This is a genomic window from Microbacterium sp. (assembly GCF_003248605.1).
Classification (GTDB): domain Bacteria; phylum Actinomycetota; class Actinomycetes; order Actinomycetales; family Microbacteriaceae; genus Microbacterium.
Map to the genome: position 1 here is coordinate 1 of NZ_QFPF01000055.1, position 16,942 is coordinate 16,942.

At 69.2% G+C, this 16,942-nt stretch carries 17 protein-coding genes and 2 tRNA genes; 14 read left to right on the top strand and 5 right to left on the bottom strand.

Annotated elements, in window-relative coordinates; translation table 11 throughout:
• Positions 1 to 1,077, top strand: a 1,077-nt coding sequence (locus tag DI573_RS08790) for a 2-isopropylmalate synthase (protein ID WP_292812969.1), incomplete at its 5' end; no start/stop codon positions are given.
• Here DI573_RS08790 and DI573_RS08795 read toward each other — a convergent pair.
• On the bottom strand, positions 1,078 to 1,770 hold the full coding sequence (locus DI573_RS08795) for a TRIC cation channel family protein (RefSeq protein ID WP_292812972.1): 693 nt from the start codon (positions 1,768 to 1,770) through the stop codon (positions 1,078 to 1,080).
• 61 nt (positions 1,771 to 1,831) lie between these two features.
• Between DI573_RS08795 and recO the strand changes: the two genes are divergently transcribed.
• From recO to DI573_RS08820, 5 genes are all read left to right on the top strand, one after another.
• Positions 1,832 to 2,560, top strand: coding sequence for a DNA repair protein RecO (gene recO / locus DI573_RS08800; protein ID WP_292812973.1), 729 nt, complete (start codon positions 1,832 to 1,834; stop codon positions 2,558 to 2,560).
• Positions 2,557 to 3,369: an isoprenyl transferase gene (locus DI573_RS08805; RefSeq protein WP_292812976.1), complete on the top strand. Its 813-nt coding sequence runs from the start codon at positions 2,557 to 2,559 to the stop codon at positions 3,367 to 3,369. Before recO ends, DI573_RS08805 begins: the two co-directional genes overlap by 4 nt.
• Positions 3,370 to 3,579: 210 nt before the next feature.
• On the top strand, positions 3,580 to 4,155 hold the full coding sequence (locus DI573_RS08810) for a hypothetical protein (protein WP_292812979.1): 576 nt from the start codon (positions 3,580 to 3,582) through the stop codon (positions 4,153 to 4,155).
• The gene (locus tag DI573_RS08815; protein ID WP_292812982.1) at positions 4,142 to 5,068 is read left to right on the top strand and encodes a hypothetical protein; all 927 of its coding nucleotides are present in this window, start codon (positions 4,142 to 4,144) and stop codon (positions 5,066 to 5,068) included. Before DI573_RS08810 ends, DI573_RS08815 begins: the two co-directional genes overlap by 14 nt.
• A 51-nt stretch (positions 5,069 to 5,119) precedes the next feature.
• On the top strand, positions 5,120 to 5,806 hold the full coding sequence (locus DI573_RS08820; RefSeq protein ID WP_292812984.1) for a DsbA family oxidoreductase: 687 nt from the start codon (positions 5,120 to 5,122) through the stop codon (positions 5,804 to 5,806).
• Between the two features lie 12 nt (positions 5,807 to 5,818).
• Here DI573_RS08820 and DI573_RS08825 read toward each other — a convergent pair whose 3' ends face one another.
• On the bottom strand, positions 5,819 to 6,322 hold the full coding sequence (locus DI573_RS08825; protein ID WP_292812987.1) for a glutathione peroxidase: 504 nt from the start codon (positions 6,320 to 6,322) through the stop codon (positions 5,819 to 5,821).
• Between the two features lie 60 nt (positions 6,323 to 6,382).
• Here DI573_RS08825 and dusB point away from each other — a divergent pair, with 60 nt between their 5' ends.
• The 5 genes from dusB (at position 6,383) to DI573_RS08850 (ending at position 11,731) form a co-directional block, all read left to right on the top strand.
• Positions 6,383 to 7,540 carry a tRNA dihydrouridine synthase DusB gene (dusB, locus tag DI573_RS08830; protein WP_292812989.1) on the top strand — a complete coding sequence of 386 codons (1,158 nt, stop codon included), beginning with the start codon at positions 6,383 to 6,385 and terminating at the stop codon, positions 7,538 to 7,540.
• 10 nt (positions 7,541 to 7,550) lie between these two features.
• Positions 7,551 to 8,867: a deoxyguanosinetriphosphate triphosphohydrolase gene (locus tag DI573_RS08835; RefSeq protein WP_292812992.1), complete on the top strand. Its 1,317-nt coding sequence runs from the start codon at positions 7,551 to 7,553 to the stop codon at positions 8,865 to 8,867.
• Positions 8,867 to 10,744: a DNA primase gene (dnaG, locus tag DI573_RS08840; RefSeq protein WP_292812994.1), complete on the top strand. Its 1,878-nt coding sequence runs from the start codon at positions 8,867 to 8,869 to the stop codon at positions 10,742 to 10,744. The genes DI573_RS08835 and dnaG overlap by 1 nt, the downstream gene beginning before the upstream one ends.
• Before the next feature lie 38 nt (positions 10,745 to 10,782).
• On the top strand, positions 10,783 to 11,571 hold the full coding sequence (locus DI573_RS08845) for an ATP-binding cassette domain-containing protein (protein WP_292812997.1): 789 nt from the start codon (positions 10,783 to 10,785) through the stop codon (positions 11,569 to 11,571).
• A gap of 87 nt (positions 11,572 to 11,658) precedes the next feature.
• Positions 11,659 to 11,731: transfer RNA gene (locus DI573_RS08850), tRNA-Asn, on the top strand.
• 46 nt (positions 11,732 to 11,777) lie between these two features.
• Here DI573_RS08850 and DI573_RS08855 read toward each other — a convergent pair.
• Positions 11,778 to 12,095 (bottom strand): tryptophan synthase subunit alpha, encoded by a 318-nt coding sequence (locus DI573_RS08855; protein WP_292812999.1) that lies wholly within the window; start codon positions 12,093 to 12,095, stop codon positions 11,778 to 11,780.
• 70 nt (positions 12,096 to 12,165) lie between these two features.
• Positions 12,166 to 12,732, bottom strand: coding sequence for a peptide deformylase (gene def / locus DI573_RS08860; protein WP_292813002.1), 567 nt, complete (start codon positions 12,730 to 12,732; stop codon positions 12,166 to 12,168).
• Between the two features lie 44 nt (positions 12,733 to 12,776).
• On the opposite strand from def, the gene DI573_RS08865 reads away from it, so the two are divergent.
• Both DI573_RS08865 and DI573_RS08870 read left to right on the top strand, forming a co-directional pair.
• Positions 12,777 to 13,787: a DMT family transporter gene (locus DI573_RS08865; RefSeq protein WP_292813010.1), complete on the top strand. Its 1,011-nt coding sequence runs from the start codon at positions 12,777 to 12,779 to the stop codon at positions 13,785 to 13,787.
• A gap of 40 nt (positions 13,788 to 13,827) precedes the next feature.
• A tRNA-Ile gene (locus DI573_RS08870) sits at positions 13,828 to 13,901 on the top strand.
• Positions 13,902 to 13,926: 25 nt separating this feature from the next.
• Here the strand turns inward: DI573_RS08870 and DI573_RS08875 are convergent.
• Complete coding sequence (locus DI573_RS08875) at positions 13,927 to 15,939, bottom strand: DUF262 domain-containing protein (RefSeq protein WP_292813005.1); 2,013 nt, start codon at positions 15,937 to 15,939, stop codon at positions 13,927 to 13,929.
• 193 nt (positions 15,940 to 16,132) lie between these two features.
• Here DI573_RS08875 and DI573_RS08880 point away from each other — a divergent pair, with 193 nt between their 5' ends.
• Entirely contained in the window at positions 16,133 to 16,906 is a 774-nt protein-coding gene (locus tag DI573_RS08880; RefSeq protein ID WP_292813008.1) for a hypothetical protein, read from the top strand.
• Positions 16,907 to 16,942 lie beyond the last annotated feature (36 nt).

Genomic DNA, 16,942 nt, shown 5'->3' on the forward strand with positions numbered 1-16,942 from the left:
AACGTCTACGCCGACTCGATCGAGTGGATGAGTCGTCACCTGAACCACCGCGAGAACGTGATCCTCTCGCTGCACCCGCACAACGACCGCGGAACCGCGGTCGCCGCGGCCGAGCTGGGGTACATGGCCGGCGCCGACCGCATCGAGGGGTGCCTGTTCGGCAACGGCGAGCGCACCGGCAACGTCGATCTCGTGGCGCTGGGCGTCAACCTGTTCACGCAGGGCATCGACCCGCAGATCGACTTCAGCGACATCGACCAGGTCAAGCGCACGGCCGAGTACTGCAACCAGCTGCCCGTGCCCGAGCGCAGCCCCTGGGCCGGCGACCTCGTCTTCACCGCGTTCAGCGGATCGCATCAGGACGCCATCAAGAAGGGTTTCGAGGCGATGGATGCCCGGGCCGCGGCCGAGGGCGTCTCGGTCGACGAGCTCGAGTGGGCGGTTCCGTACCTGCCGATCGATCCGAAGGACCTGGGCCGCTCGTACGAGGCCGTCATCCGCGTCAACTCGCAGTCCGGTAAGGGGGGCGTCGCCTATCTGCTCAAGACCGACCACGCCATCGACCTGCCGCGCCGGCTGCAGATCGAGTTCTCGGGTGTCGTCCAATCGACCACGGATGCCGAGGGCGGCGAGGTCACGAGCGACCAGATCTGGGCGATCTTCACCGATGAGTACCTGCCCTCGCAGGTCGCGGACGAGCGCTGGGGTCGTTTCGAGCTGCTGGGCACGCGCACCTCGAGCGACATGACGGGCGACGTCGAGCTGCACGCCCGGCTGCGCGACGGAGACGACGTCGAAGACACCACGGGCCACGGCAACGGTCCGATCGCTGCGTTCCTCGAGATCGTGCGCGGACGCGGGTTCGACATCTCCCTCTACGACTACGTCGAACACACCCTCAGCGCCGGCGGCGACGCTCAGGCCGCGGCCTACGTCGAACTCCAGATCGACGGCGAGCGCCTGTGGGGCGTCGGCATCGACGGAGACATCTCGACCGCGAGCCTCAAGGCGATCGTGTCGGGTGTCAACCGCGCGATCCGCACGCGTCAGCTCGAGTCGCGCCTCGCCGCCGTCTGATCAGTCCGGTCGCCGCACGATCGGCAGGGCGCCGGTCTCCGCCGCGACACGGCGGCGATAGAGCACGCGCTGCTCGGGCAACGACAGGTCGAAGACCACCGCCAGCACGCGGATGACCGCCGTGAGCGCGATCCCGGCGATCGCGGCGGGCACGATCGGCACCCCGATCGTCGCGGCGCCGGCTAGCAGCAGGCAGCCGGCGCCCGCGGCGACGGCATAGAGCGAGCCGACGTGCATGATGGCGACGGGCAGCCCCATGATCACGTCGCGCAGCACCGATCCCCCTACGGCCGCGCACACGCCCACGAAGACCGCGGGAACGAGCGGCAGACCGACGGCGAGGGCCTTGCTGGTGCCGAAGGCGCCGAACATGCCGATGACAACGGCATCCAGCCCCACGATCAGAGCGCTCAGTCGCTGGAAAACTCCGGCCAGGAGCATTCCGACCAGCGCGGCGCCTGTGGCCGTGAGCAGGTACCAGGTGCTCTGCAGCGTCGAGGGTGGAAGACCGAGCAGCAGGTCGCGGATGAGGCCGCCGCCCATGCCGATCAGGATGCCGATGATCGCGACGCCGAGCAGATCGAGTCGACGCTGCCCGCGGAATCCGGAGGCGAACAGCGCCCCCTGCACACCGCCCAGGCCGACGGCCGTGAGATCTGCCCAGAGCGGGATGACGAAGAGGGGCTGGTCCACGCATCCATTCTCGCTCGCGCGCCCTCGCCGGACAGGTCGCCCGCGCGGCGATAATGGTCCGATGCCCACCTTCCGCGACGAGGTCGTGGTCCTGCGCACCCACAAGCTGGGCGAGGCCGACAGGATCGTGACGATGCTCAGTCGTCGGCATGGAAAGCTGCGTGCCGTGGCGAAGGGGGTGCGCCGCACCTCGTCGCGCTTCGGATCTCGTCTGGAGCCCTTCATGGTCGCGGACGTTCAGCTGTACGCCGGCCGCTCCCTCGACATCGTGCAGCAGGCCGAGAGCATCGGGGCATACGGGGCCGACATCGTCGTCCACTACGACCGCTACACCGCGGCCAACGCGATGGTCGAGACCGCCGACCGACTGAACGAGGCCGAGGCGACGGCGCAGCAGTACCTCCTGCTCGTGGGCGGTCTGCGTGCGCTGGCCCGGGGCGATCACGGGTCCCGCCCGATCCTCGACTCCTACCTGCTGCGCGCCATGGCGCTGTCGGGTTGGGCGCCCAGTCTCGCCGCGTGCGGGCGCTGCGGGGCTCCGGGGCCGCACGACACGTTCGTCGCCCAGCTCGGCGGCATCGTCTGCCGCTCCTGCGCGCCTACGGGCAGCGCACGGATCGGATCCGGTGCCGTCGCAACGCTCGAGGCGCTGATGACGGGGGAGTGGCGGCTGGTCGAGTCCGCGGAATCCCGCGATCTTGCGGCGGCGTCGGGCGTGATCGCCGCATACACGCAATGGCACCTCGAGCGCGGCATCCGTTCCCTTTCGCATCTGGAGGCACCCCGATGAGTCCCAAGCCGTACACGCATCGGGATGCCGTGGCCTATCGTCCGCTCGATTGGACCGGTGTCCATCCGCCCGCCTTTGCGCGCGGGAGTGTTCCGGAGCACGTCGCCATCGTGATGGACGGCAACGGCCGGTGGGCGAACAGGCGCGGGCTCTCGCGCGTCGAGGGACACAGAGCGGGCGAGGCGGCGCTCCTCGATGTCGTGGCGGGCGCCGTCCAGGCCGGCGTGAAGCACCTGAGCGTCTACGCGTTCTCGACCGAGAACTGGACGCGTTCGCCCGATGAGGTGCGATTTCTCATGGGCTTCAACCGCGATGTGCTGCACCGGCGCCGCGATCAGCTGAACGAATGGGGGGTGCGCGTGCGCTGGGCGGGCCGCAAGCCGCGCCTGTGGGGGTCGGTGATCAAGGAGCTGCAGTACGCCGAGGAGCTCACCGCCGACAACGACGTCCTGACATTGACGATGTGTGTCAACTACGGCGGGCGCGTCGAGCTGGTCGACGCGATGCGTTCCATCGCCGACGATGTCTCCGCGGGCCGCCTCAAGCCCTCGGCGGTGACGGAGAAGCTGATCCGTCGTCGCCTGTACATCCCCGACATGCCGGACGTCGACCTGTTCGTGCGTTCCAGCGGCGAGCAGCGGACCTCGAACTTCCTGCTCTGGGAGTCCGCCTACGCCGAGTTCGTCTTTCTCGACACGCTGTGGCCCGACTTCTCGCGCGTCGATCTCTGGGATGCGATCGGGATGTACCTCGACCGCGACCGACGTTTCGGCGGCGCGATCGACCAGCCGGACGCGCCCGCGCTCTGACGCCCGATCGCCCCCTGGGCGCGGGGCGCGCACGGGTGTATCGTTCGCCGCATCACCCACTCCTATCGAGTGAGGGGCGACGACGGTCGTCGCCGCTCAGGGAGGTGCGACGTGGACCGACACCGCCGGGAACCGGCCATCCGGGCCGCCGTGATCCTGTGCGCGCTCGTTCTCGGGCTCGCGGGATGCGCGGCGGCAGAGGATGACCCGGTGGATGCTCCGGTCGCGGTCGATGTGCCCGATCCCGGCCCGCAGTCGCCCCCCGATCAGGGGGAAGAGGGCGACGCCGTCGAGGACGGCGAGGCCGATCCCGCGCAGCAGACCCGTCGGAGCGGCATCGCGACGAACTTCGGCGGCCCCGCGCACGGCGATCAGGGCACGACCGATCTGGGTGACGGGACGTGGTGTCAGGGGGTCGCGCTGTTCTGGGGAGCGCAGGTGCCCGAAGGCGTGCGATTCACCGTCGACGGCGGCGCCGCGGACGCGGAGGGAATCGCGCTGGGTCGCGGTGCATGCGGTGATGTGGGCACCGACGGCGCGTGCATCGGCCTCGTTCTCTGGCACGACGATCAGACACTGTTCTGCAGTGTGCCCCTCATCCCCGCCGAGGGCTTCACGAACGGCACTCAACTCGCGCTCGTGGGAACGCTGGAATGCGAGGAGGCGACGGACTGCGATGCCGTCGTCGCCCGCGAGACCGACGCGGGACCGCCCATCTTCGTCTGCGATCCGGTGTTCGTCGCCGAGGGAAACGTCTGCGATGCCACGGCCCGTGAGAGCGGCTGAGAAGGTGATCGACGAGGGTCCCGCCCGCGCGGCGGACGCGGACGCCGCGCACGGGCTGGGGTTCGAGCGATGGGTCGGCTTCCTCACGACGTTCGTCGCCCCGGCGACCTTTCTCACCGGGCTGCTGTTCTACTTCGGCTACGTCTCGTCTCGAGAGTTCTTCCTGTATTTCGGTGTGGACATCGACGCGATCGGACTGAGTTCGCAGGAGATCGTGATGCGCAGCCCCGGAGTGCTGTTCGTCCCCGTCATGGTCGTCCTCCTCATCGCCGCCGCTCTCGTCGTCGCGCATCGCATCACGCGGGCCCGCGTGCGCGAGATGTCCGAAGCCGGACGTCGCCGAGTGATCGCGGGGCTTGCCGGTGCAGGGGTCGCTGTGCTGATGGCGGGGCTCGTGCTGGCCTTCCTGTTCGCGCCGCTCGGTGCCTGGCCGCTGTATCCCTTCCTCACCCCTCTCCTGCTCGCCGTCGGCGCCGGCCTCGCCGGCTACGCCGCATCGACGGCGCGGGTGCTGCGCGGCGGGGGCGCGGGGCGCAGCACCGTCATCCTCCTCGTGAGCGTCATGGTCGCGGGGACCTTCTGGTCGGCCGCGACCGTGGCCCAGTGGTGGGGTCTCGGGCAGGCTCGCGCACTCGCCGCCGACCTCGGCGCGCTGCCGGCTGTGGTGTTGGATACGTCGGAGCGGCTGTACCCGGGTAACCCGGCGATCACCGCGCAGCCGCTCGAGGTCGCCGACGAGGGGCAGGTCTTCCGTTATCGGTACTTCGGATTGCGCCTGCTGGTGCACGGGGGTGACCGGCTGTTCCTCGTGCCCGATGCGTGGTCGGCCGACGCGTCCACGATCGTCCTGGCCGATGACGAAGCCGTGCGGGTCCGCTTCCGTTTTTTCCCCGACGAGGATCCTCCGACATGACGCATGTACGTGCCGGGGAATACATGCACGGAGTCGGCGGTTGTCCCGGGTGTGACGGATGCCATCAAGATCGACGTGTGGAGCGACATCGCCTGCCCCTGGTGCTACATCGGCAAGCGCAATCTCGAGGCGGGGCTTGCGCAGGCCGCGACCGATGACGACGCTCCGGTCGTGGAGGTCGTCTACCACTCCTACGAGCTCTCGCCGGACACCCCGGTGGATTTCGAGGGCGATGAGCTGGACTACCTGGCCGGACACAAGGGGGTTCCCCGCGAGCAGGTACGGGAGATGCTCGACCGGGTCACCGGCGTCGCCGCCGAGGCGGGTCTCGCCTATCGCTTCGACCTGCTGCGGCACACCAACACCGTGAAGGCGCATGAGCTGCTGCACGCGGCGAAGGCCCGCGGTCGTCAGCACGAGATGGCCGAACGCCTCATGGCAGCGTACTTCACCGAAGGTCGTCACGTCGGCCGCATCGAGGAGCTGGTCGACCTCGCCGTCGAAGCGGGACTCGACGGCGACGCCGTGCGCGCCGAGCTCGACGCGCAGACTCATCTGCCGGCGGTGCGTGCCGACCAGGAACAGGCCCGGGCCTTCGGCATCACCGGGGTGCCCTTCTTCGTGATCGACGGCAAGTACGGTGTCAGCGGGGCGCAGCCCGCCGACGCCTTCGCACAGATCGCGCGCCAGGTGTGGGGCGAACACCGCGACGCCGACCGCGCACCGGCCGAGGTCTGACCCGTCGCCCGCTCAGCGCGGCAGGTGGGCCTCGATGATCTCGACCACCTCGGGGTCATCGGGCTTCACCGAGGGGCGGAATCGGTGCACCCGCCCCGACGGAGTGATCACGAACTTCTCGAAGTTCCACAGGATCGGGCCATGCCCGCCCTCGGCGTCCTCGGCACGCTTGAGCGCCTTGTAGAGAGGGGCGGCTTTGGGGCCGTTGACCTTCACCTTGTCGAAGACGGGGAATGAGACGCCCCACGTGGTGGCGCAGTAGTCCAGGATCTGCTCCATGGAGCCGGGCTCCTGGCCCATGAACTGATTGCACGGAAAGCCGAGCACCGAGAAGCCTCGCTCGCCGTAGGTGCGCTGCAGCTGTTCCAGCTGCTCGTACTGAGGAGTGAGCCCGCATTTCGAGGCGACGTTCACGACGAGAAGGACGCTGTCGCCGAAATCCGCGAGCCGCGCCTGGCTGCCGTCGGCGGCGACGAAGGGGATGTCACGGATGTCCACAGCGCTCTCGACACTCATGACTCCACCATACGGGCGCCTACCGGAGGGAAGGCCGCTCGCGTCTGGGAGAATGGTCGGGTGACAGCATCCGCCCTCGCTTCCGCGCCCGCGCTGCGGATCGGCCCCCTCGATCTCGATGTGCCGGTCGTCCTCGCGCCTATGGCGGGCATCACCAACACCGCGTTCCGGCGACTGTGCCGCGAGTACGGAGCCGGGCTCTACGTCAGCGAGATGATCACCTCCCGCGCGCTGGTGGAGCGCAACGACACCACCATGCGTCTCATCCGTCACCACGAGTCCGAGACTCCGCGGTCGATCCAGCTGTACGGCGTCGACCCCGCCACCGTCGCCGAAGCGGTGCGGATCATCGTCGCGGAGGACCACGCCGACCACATCGACCTGAACTTCGGCTGCCCCGTGCCCAAGGTCACGCGCAAGGGCGGCGGCGCGGCGCTGCCCTGGAAGACCGAGCTCTTCCGCGAGATCGTGGAGCGCGCGGCGAAGGCTTCGGGTCCCCTTCCGCTGACGGTGAAGATGCGCAAGGGCATCGACGACGATCATCTGACCTATCTCGAGGCCGGTCGCATCGCCGAGGGTGCGGGGGCGGCCGCGGTTGCACTGCACGCGCGCACCGCGGCGCAGTTCTACTCCGGCCAGGCCGATTGGTCGGCGATCACGCGTCTCGTCGAGACCGTCACGAGCATTCCGGTGCTCGGCAACGGCGACATCTGGTCGGCCGACGACGCGGTGCGGATGCGCGAGGAGACGGGATGCGCGGGCGTCGTCGTGGGTCGCGGGTGCCTGGGCCGTCCGTGGCTGTTCGGGGAGCTGGCGACGGCGTTCGGCGCCGACGCCCCGCCCGTGGACGCGACACTCGGCTTCGTCGCGTCCGCGTTCCGGCGGCACGCCGAGCTGCTCGTGGAGTTCTTCGACGACGAGGGACGCGGATGTCGCGATATCCGCAAGCACGTCGCCTGGTACTTCAAGGGCTATCCGGTCGGCGGTGACACCCGGGCGGCGCTGGCCACGGCATCCTCCCTCGAGGAGATCGACGCGCTGCTCGCGACGCTCGATCGCGACGCGCCGTATCCGGGTGCCGCGGCCGAGGGACAACGGGGCCGCGCGGGCACGCCGAAGCGGCCGGCACTGCCCGACCGCTGGCTCGAGTCTCGGCTGCTCGATGACAACACGACGGCGGGCCTGGCAGCCGCGGAGCTGGACCACAGTGGCGGTTGAGGGGGAGCGGATGCGCGCGGATGGCTACGGCGCGCGCGACGCCGAGCGGTTCTACGCGGAGCAGCATCGATCCGAGCGCGACGACTTCGCCCGCGATCGTGCGCGTGTGCTGCACTCCGCCGCGCTGCGACGCCTGGCCGCCAAGACGCAGGTTCTGAGCCCCGCGAGCCCCGCGGACTTCGCGCGCAATCGCCTGACGCACTCCCTCGAGGTCGCGCAGGTCGGCCGTGAGCTCGCGACCTGGCTCTCCCTCGCCCCGGACGTCGTGGATGCGGCGTGTCTCAGCCACGATCTGGGGCATCCGCCGTTCGGCCACAACGGCGAGCGTGCGCTCAACGACTGGGCCGAGGAGATCGGCGGTTTCGAGGGCAACGCGCAGACGCTGCGGATCCTCAGCCGTCTCGAGCCCAAGGTGTTCGACGACAACGGTCGCACGCACGGCCTCAACCTGACCCGCGCGAGCCTCGACGCCAGCTGCAAGTACCCGTGGACCTCGGATCACCCGCTGCCCGATCCGGGCGGGCGCCTGAAGTACGGCGTGTACGCCGACGACGAGCCCGTCTTCCGCTGGATGCGGGAGGGCGCGCCCGGACGCGTGCGGTGCATCGAGGCCGAGGTGATGGACCTCTCGGACGACATCGCCTACTCGGTGCACGATTTCGAAGACGCCGTCACCAACGGCTACCTCGATCCGGCCCGGCTCACCTCGACCGCAGAGCACGAGGGTCTCGTGACGGCGATCCAGGCGTGGGTAGGGTTCGACTTCGCGAGGGACGAGCTCGACGATGCCCTCTACCGCCTCACCCGGATGTCGGAGTGGATCACCGAGTTCGACGGGTCGCGCGCCGCTCTCGGCCGTCTGAAGAACCTGACGAGCGATCTGATCGGGCGATTCGCCCGCGCCGCGACGACCGCCACTCGCGAGGCTTACCCGGCGCGAGCCCTCACCCGCTACTCGGCGCACGTCATCGTGCCCCGCGTCGTCGAGGCCGAGGTCGCCGCGCTCAAGGGCATGGTGGGCGCGTTCGTCGTATCGATCGACGGACGCAAGGAGCTGTATCGCGAGCAGCGGCGGATGCTCAAGCGGCTCGCGACCGCGCTGTGGGACGCCGGCCCCGCCGCGCTCACCCCCGCGCTGCGTGCGGACTTCGACGCCGCGGACGATGACACGGCGAGGCGCCGGGTGATCGTCGACCAGGTGGCCAGCTTCACCGATCAGGACGCCATCTCCTGGCACACCCGACTCGTCGGAGATGTCGATGCCGCCTCCCTCGGCATCTGGACACCGGCATCCCGCGCGCCCTCCGACGTGCTCGGCGAGGACTGATGGCCGGACGCATCCGCCAGGCCGACGTCGAGGAGGTCAAGGCGCGCACCAACATCGCCGACGTCGTCGGTGAACGGGTCGCGTTGAAGCCGGCGGGTGTCGGCTCGATGAAGGGCCTGTGTCCCTTCCACGACGAGCGCAGCCCGAGCTTTCATGTGCGTCCCCAGGTCGGCTTCTATCACTGCTTCGGGTGCGGCGAATCAGGTGATGTCTACACCTTCCTGCGCAAGATGGACCACCTCTCCTTCACCGACGCGGTCGAGCGGCTCGCGGGGCGCATCGGATTCGCGCTGCACTACGAAGAGGGCGGCGGTCCCGCCCCGGAGACCAGCGGACGCGCACGCCTGTACGCCGCGAACATCGCGGCGGCGGAGTTCTTCGCCTCCCAGCTCTCGAGCGCCGAGGCGGAGGCGGGACGGCGGTTCCTCGGGGAGCGGGGCTTCGACGCGGGTGCGGCGTCCCATTTCGGAGTGGGTTACGCTCCCCGCGGTTGGGAGGGCATGACCAAGGCGCTCACCGCACAGGGTTTCACTCGCGACGAGCTGGCGGCGGCGGGCCTGGTGTCGCAGGGTCAGCGCGGCGTGTACGACCGGTTCCGCGGGCGCCTCGTGTGGCCGATCCGCGATGTCACGGGGCAGACGGTCGGGTTCGGGGCGCGCAAGCTCTACGACGATGACCAGGGCCCCAAGTACCTCAACACCCCCGAGACGCCGATCTACCGCAAGTCGCAGGTGCTCTACGGCCTCGACCTCGCCAAGCGCGACATTTCCCGCGAGGACCGGGTCGTGGTCGTCGAGGGCTACACCGACGTCATGGCCTGTCACCTCGCGGGCATCACGACGGCGGTCGCGACCTGCGGCACGGCCTTCGGCAGCGATCACATCACGGTGTTGCGTCGGGTCATGGGCGATGACACGGCCTCGGGCGAGGTCGTGTTCACCTTCGATCCCGACGCCGCGGGTCAGAAGGCGGCGCTGCGTGCCTTCGCCGAGGAGCGCCGCTTCCAGGCGCAGACCTATGTGGCTGTGGCGCCCGAGGGCCTGGACCCCTGCGACCTTCGCCTGCACCGGGGCGACGGCGCGGTGCGCGCTCTGCTCGACCACAAGCAGCCGATGTTCGAGTTCGTCATCGACCGACGGCTCGCCGACTACGACCTGGCAAGTGTCGAGGGGCGCGTGGGAGCACTGCGGGCGGCCGCGCCGATCGTCGCCGAGATCCGCGATCCTTCGCTGCGACCGGGCTACACGAGGGTCCTCGCGCGCCGGCTCGGCATGGATATCGGCGAGGTGCGACCGGCGGTGGATGCTGCGGCTCGGCGCTCCGCCGTCCCCGCCGATGCGCGCGGTGGCAGCGAGGGTGAGCGCGGCCGGCCCCCGGCATCCGATCCCGACGACGCTCCGGCCGTCGCCGCGCCGAGGCTCGCGACGCTGCCGCGCACCCCCGATGTGATGCTCGAGCGCGAGGCCGTGATGGGGTACCTGCAGTACGGGCACACGATCCCCGATGTGCTGCGCGAGCGGGCCTTCGCCGAACCGCTGCGCCACCCGGCACTGGAGGCCATCCGCGCCGCGATCGCGGCGGCGGACGTGCACCGGGCGGGCTGGTCACTGACCGCGGTCGAGGAGGTGCGCGAACCCTACCGAGGGCTTGCCGCCGATCTGCTGGCAGCACCCTTCCCTGCCCGAGACGAAGCGGGCGCCCGGGCCTCGGCCACGTCGCTCGCTCGGCGGATCGTGCTGCGCGCGTACGACGCGCAGAAGGCCGAGCTGCTCGGTGCCGTCCAGCGCGTGCCGGCCGATTCGCCCGACGGCCGCACGCTGCGGATGCGGCTGCGCGACCTCGATGCCGAACGACACGGCTGGGCCTCCGAGGAGTGATGCTGGCCCATGGGCCCGCCAGAGGGCAGGATGAACCCATGGGCCGACGCGAGGAGAGCACGACGCCGGTCGTCGTCGAGGACCTCAGCGTCGCGCACGCGTCGGGTTCGCGGCCGGGCGGCGGGCGTGCGGTCGACGGTGTCTCATTCCGCATCGAACGCGGTGGTGCGCTGCTGGTGCTCGGACCGACGGGGTCGGGCAAGAGCAGTCTCCTGCACGCGATCTCGGGACGCGAGATCGATGACCTCGAGGTCGTGGGCGGCCGGGCGGTTGTCGAGGGGATCTCGATCAAACGCCCCGGGCGGGCTCGCCGGGTTCTGACCTATCACGTCGGGCATCTGGCCCAGCGAGCGGGAGCGGACCTCCCCGCCCGGCTGACTGCGGAAGAGATCATCCACGCGCCCATCACGAGCCGCGATCGCAAGGTCAACACGCGAGCTCTGTCACTGCGGGTCGCGGCCCTGCTCGACGAGCTGCATCTTCCGCTGGGTACCGCGCAGAAGTTTCCGTACGAACTGAGCGCCGGCATGCGCCAGCGCGTGGCGGTGGCGAGGGCCCTCGTGCTGGCTCCGAGGGTGCTGGTCGCCGACGAGCCGCTCGCGAATCTCGATGTCGAGGCCCGTCGCGTGGTGCTCGACGCGATCGAGCACCGCCGCCGGGCATACGGGATGGTGACGCTCGCCGCCGCGAACGACGTGCGGATCGCGGAGGCTCTGGACGCCGACGTGCTGGTGCTCCAGCACGGGCATCCCGTCGCGCAGGGGCACCACGAACGCGTCGTCTGGTCGCCCTCCGCCGAGGCAGACGCCCGGCTGCTGGTCTCGTGACGGACTCGCCCGGCGGATGCGCCGTGTCGTGGGACGCTCGCGGGGTTTGCTAACATAGTCGGGTTGCCCAGCGTCAGCCGGGCGCATTCCTCGGTAGCTCAATTGGCAGAGCAATCGGCTGTTAACCGATAGGTTCTTGGTTCGAGTCCAAGCCGGGGAGCACACGACGAACGCCTCACCGCACACGCGGCGGGGCGTTCTGTTTCTCAGCCGGCCGCGCGCGAGCGGGGGTCTTCGCCGAGCATGCTCCACACCGTGCGGGTCAGCTCCGGATGCTCGATCGCGATCTGGCGCAGTACCCGATAGTCACGCACGTGCGAGGGCATGCGTCCGCCGTCGGCGATGATCGCGTCCGCGCGCAGAGTGTGCACGACCAACTCGTCCACCGTGGGCAGCTCCTCCATGAAGGACCAGGGATCCTCGCCGTGGCGCAGACGCTCCTCGACGACGACGCCGAGTTCCTCCGCGGCCTCGGCCCGCAGCAGCTCCAGGCTGGCGCGGCGCTCGATCCGGATCTCACTCACCCTTCGAGCCTAACCGCCGTCGAGTCGCGACGAGGCCGCACGTCGACGCCTCGATGACCACGCGTCGACCTCACGCGTCGAGGTCATCGACTCCCGGCATCCACGAGTGCCCCTGGCGACCCCAGCCGCGCTTGCGGGCGAGCTTCTGCACCGTCTTCCAGTCGCCGTCGTCGAGTCGATCGATGTACAGAATGCCGTCGAGATGGTCGTACTCGTGCTGCAGGATGCGCGCGCGCCACCCGTCCACGTCGATGCTGACGGGGTCGCCCTCGAGGTCGGTGCCCGTCACACGCACCCGGGAGGAGCGGCGCAGCGCGAACCGTTCGCCGGGAAACGAGAGGCAGCCCTCGCTCTCCTCGTCGGGATCGGGCATGCCCGGCTCCAGCGGATGCATCCACAGCTCGGGATTGATGACGACGCCGCGCCAGGGAGCCCCCTCGTCGTCCTGATAGCTGTAGACGAACAGCCGAAGGGGTACGCCGACCTGCGGAGCCGCCAGCCCCACGCCGGGCGCGGCATCCATCGTCTCGAACATGTCGTTCACGAGCGCGCGGATGTCGTCGGTCACGGACTCGACCGGAGAGGCGGGGGAGTGAAGGACGGAATCGCCCATGATCATGATCGGAAGAACGGCCACGTCCTGAGCCTATCCAGCGGCGCGCGGGTAGTCTCGATGCCGTGATGTGGGCGGGCACGGTCGAAGAGGTGGGCGAACAGCTGGTCGGCGCGTTCCAGAACCCCGGACTCCTGCTCGGCATCCCGCTCGCCCTCGCCGGTGCGGTCTTCATGTCCTTCGGCGCGCAGTATCAGCACCGCGGTGTCATGAAGGTCGAGCGACTGAGCGGCCAGGATGGGGCGGCGGGCCTGACGATGGCTCAGCTTCGACGCCTGCTCACTCGTCCCTCGTGGGTGGTCGGCACGCTCATGCTCGGCATGGCGATCATTTGTCAGCTCGGGGCGCTCACCGTCGCGCCGCTCATCGTGGTGCAGCCTCTGGGCGCGATCGCGCTCGTCGTGACGACCCTCCTGAACTGGCGTGTCAGCGGCCATGCGCCCACCCGGCGCTCGCTCATGGCGATCATCGCGTGTGTGGGCGGCATCTTCATCTTCGTGCTGATCGCCGCCATCTACGCCACCGAGCGCACGCTGTCGGAGAGCGAGCTGATCACCGTCCTCGTGATCCTCGGCGCGGTCACGGTGGTGCTGCTGGTGCTGTGGATGCTGCTGCGACACCGCATGCGCGCGCTCTTCTACATCCTCGCGGCCGGTGTGGTCTACGGCTTCGTCGCCACCCTCGCGAAGGTCGTCATCAAACGGGTGCAGGCGGGCGACTTCGAGTGGCTGACGCTGCTGTGCCTCATCGCCCTGCTCGCTGCCACGGCCATCGGCGCCTACTTCGTGCAGACGGCGTACTCCGCGGGACCTCCGGATCTCGTCATCGCGGGACTCACGGTGATCGATCCGATGGTCGCCGTGCTCATCGGCCTGTTGGTGCTCGGCGAGGGTGCGGCGGCCCCGCTCTGGGCTCTCATCGGTTTCGGCGTGGCCGGCGCGATCGCCACCTGGGGTGTCGTCTCGCTCGCGCGGTATCACCCTCAGATCGTCAGCGACAGTCAGGAGCTGCCGCTGCTGCGCGGCAGTGAGACCACTATGACGCGGCGCGACGGCGCGGGAGAAGACCCGCTGGTCTGATTCGCCCTCGCGTCGCGGTTGGGTAGGCTCGTGGGATCAGGGGGCGGTGGCCAAGCTGGTCAAGGCAGCGGGCTCATAACCCGACGATCGTGGGTTCAAGTCCCACCCGCCCTACAGGAGAGCTCGACGAGCGAGACCGCTACATCGCCGCGCCGACGTAGGAGTACTTCACGAACACCTCAGCCGCGATACCGGCCTCGTCGAGCACGCCCTGCACCGCGGTCAGCATGTACTTCGAGTCCCAGCCCATATAGAGGAAGTTCTGCTCGTCGACCTCGTCCCAGTGTCCGTTCCAGGCTCGAGCGGGGTAGAGCGGCCCGCCGCGGCGCGCGCTGAAGGCCTCGACCGTTGCGCGGTCATCGGCCCAGAGACGCCTGAAGACGCGATTGAAGAGGTGTTTGACGTCGTACACCTCCCAGTGCTCTCCGCGGTACTCGACGTACTCGAACTCCCGTTCCCACCCGCGCGGCCAACCGCGCCGGCGCTGTGCGTCGAGGATCGGGGTCAGGCCGTCGTCGTCGATTCCCGTGACCTCGGGTCGTGCCCACACGCGCATGAACTCCTCGGACAGAGCGCCGGTCCGCTGGGAGATGGCCGCCGTTCCCCATGAGGAGGTGTGTGCGATGTCCCTCGTCAGGGCGAACGCGCTCTCGGGATAGAGCACGTCCCGCTTCTGGGGGAACGATGCCTCCCAGGCTCTTTCGGCGAGCGGATCCTCGAGGAGCGTCAGGTTGCCGAGGGTCGACGCGAGAGCGCGGTGGCTGTTCTGCTCGTCCTCGGTGTAGTCGCCCCAGGTGCGAAGCCCATCGCCGGTCCACGTGTCACCGGGAGCGAGCGGGACGACGTACTCGATTCCGACGCCGTCGAGATCGGTCACCCCTGCCAGCCGACCCAGCACGTACGCGGGGTGGGGGAGCGGGTTGTACTTCAGCTCGATGCGGACGCGCTCGTTCGAGGGCATGATGCGGGCGATCGCGTGCATCATGGCCGCGTGGCCATCCTCGCGTGCCCGGCACAGCCGCGCCACGAGCCTGTCGGTACCCAGGCCCACGACGGTGCGGCGCAGCAGCAGCGACTGGATGCCCTCGAGCGTGGCCAGCAGGTCGGCGCGGCTCGCGCGTCCCCGCGCATGCTCGTGCAGGACGCGCATCAGCAGGGGGTACATGCCGCGGCCGAAGATGTTCACTCCGGCGAGCCGGTCAGCGATGGCATCGTCCTGTTCCCGAGCGGGATCGAGCAGGATGCGATAAATCGCCGAGTACTCGCGCCAGGTGGCGGCATCCACGCGGAGTGAGGCCAGGTCAAGGCGCGGGAACCGCTGACGGAACGCGTCGTAGACGCTGCGCTCGCCCGCGACGGCCACCTCGCGTCCCGACGTCATGACCAGATAGTGCCGCCAGAATCCGGCGATCGCGTCACCGGTGTTGGATTCGATCGGGGCCCAGAATTCAGACTCGATCTCGGTCTGCTCGCTGTGGGTCAGACCCATGAGCACGTAGTTGTGGATGAGTTCGTGATCGCGCAGCGGTTCACCGGTCGAGTTGAGACTCTCGAAGATCTGCTGGGCGTTCGCCCCGACACCCAGCGTGATCGAGACGTGCTCGAGTTTCTGCAGGCCCCGCCAGATGCGCGGCACCTCGTCGAGACGGACCTGGCTGCGGAAGTAGGCGTAGTTGTCGTCGAAGCGGGATTCGCGCAGCTGTCCGCCTGCGCCGTGGTGACCGCGCACGACGCTCTCGAAGACGTCGGCCCACGCGCGATGAGGGCGGAGTTTGGTGCGCCCGGGACCACTCGCCCGCAAGAGCACGCGCCCGAGCTCGTCCGCGAGGGCGGGGTCGGTGTCTGCGATCGTGTGTCGAAGAGCGGCGATGAGCAGCATCAGGGTCGTGATGCGCTGCTGGCCGTCGATCAGCACCAACTCGCCGGGGGCCCCTTCACCCGGGCTCTCGGCGGAGAGGATGGAGCCGATGAAGTGCATGCTGCGCTCGTCGAGGTCGGCCACGGCGCGGATGTCGGCAAGGAGCTGCTCGCACCCGCCGATGTCCCATCTGTACTGGCGCTGGTAGACGGGAACGACGATCGCGGTCTGCGGCTCTGCCAACCAGGCGATGGTGTTGACCGCGTGCGCCTCGACGTTGGTGGCACTGCCCATGACTGCTTCGCCCCTCGTTGCACATCGGAACTGCGGGGCGAAACACCCGCGCGCGATCCAGTCTAAGCACCGCGGATCCGGTGTCCCTTATTTACGGCCGGGGCTTCGGGGAGCGTTCAGCGGCCCGAAGTAGGCTTGCCTAAGTTGGGCCTGTTAAAACGTGCTGGCCCTCTGACGAAAGGCATGTCACCTCATGGGTTACATCAAGTCCGCCGCTCTCGAGGAGACCGGCTATGTGGTGCTCGACTCCTACAACCAGGAGCTCGATCCCAAGGAATGGCTCGACATCGAGTACAACGACTGGAAGTCCTCGGGCGACACGCGCTTCGCGCCGCTGGCGAGCGCCTTCGGCGAGATCGAGTGCAACGGGTTCTGGAACCATAAGCCGCCGCGCACCGACAAGGACGGCGTGTGGATCGACTCGCAGGTCGCCAAGGCGCCGAACCTCACGCGCCGTGCCATGGAGCCGGGCGCGAACGTCGGCCGGTGCCGCGTGATCGAGCTTCAGCCGAACACCTACGCCGACTGCCTCTACAACCTGCACCAGGACGACAACAACCGGCTGAACCCGGACGGCACGGGCTGGGTCGTGCGCGGATTCTTCAACCTCACCGACGACAAGACGAGCTACTTCGTGCTGCGCGACAATCGCACCGACCCCGAGGGCGAGGTGCGTATCGCACTGCCGGCCGGGGCGCAGCTGATCGTCGACACCCAGCGGCTGTGGCATGCGGCGACGCACCCGGGCACCGAGCCGCGCTACTGCCTCATCACGTCGTGGACGTCGGGACCGGAGCTCGACGCGTACATCGAGAAGTACAACGGCGTCCCTCGTGTGCCCAACTTCGAGGTGCCGCAGGAGGAGCTCGACGCCGGTCAGGCCGAGCAGACTCGCCGGCTCGCCGCCCGTGCCGCGTACTACGCGGCCAAGGGTCAGGCCGAGAAGGTGGTGATGAGCGAGGCGTGAGCCACGCCGCGTCCAGGGGGTTTCGGTCGTGCGGCC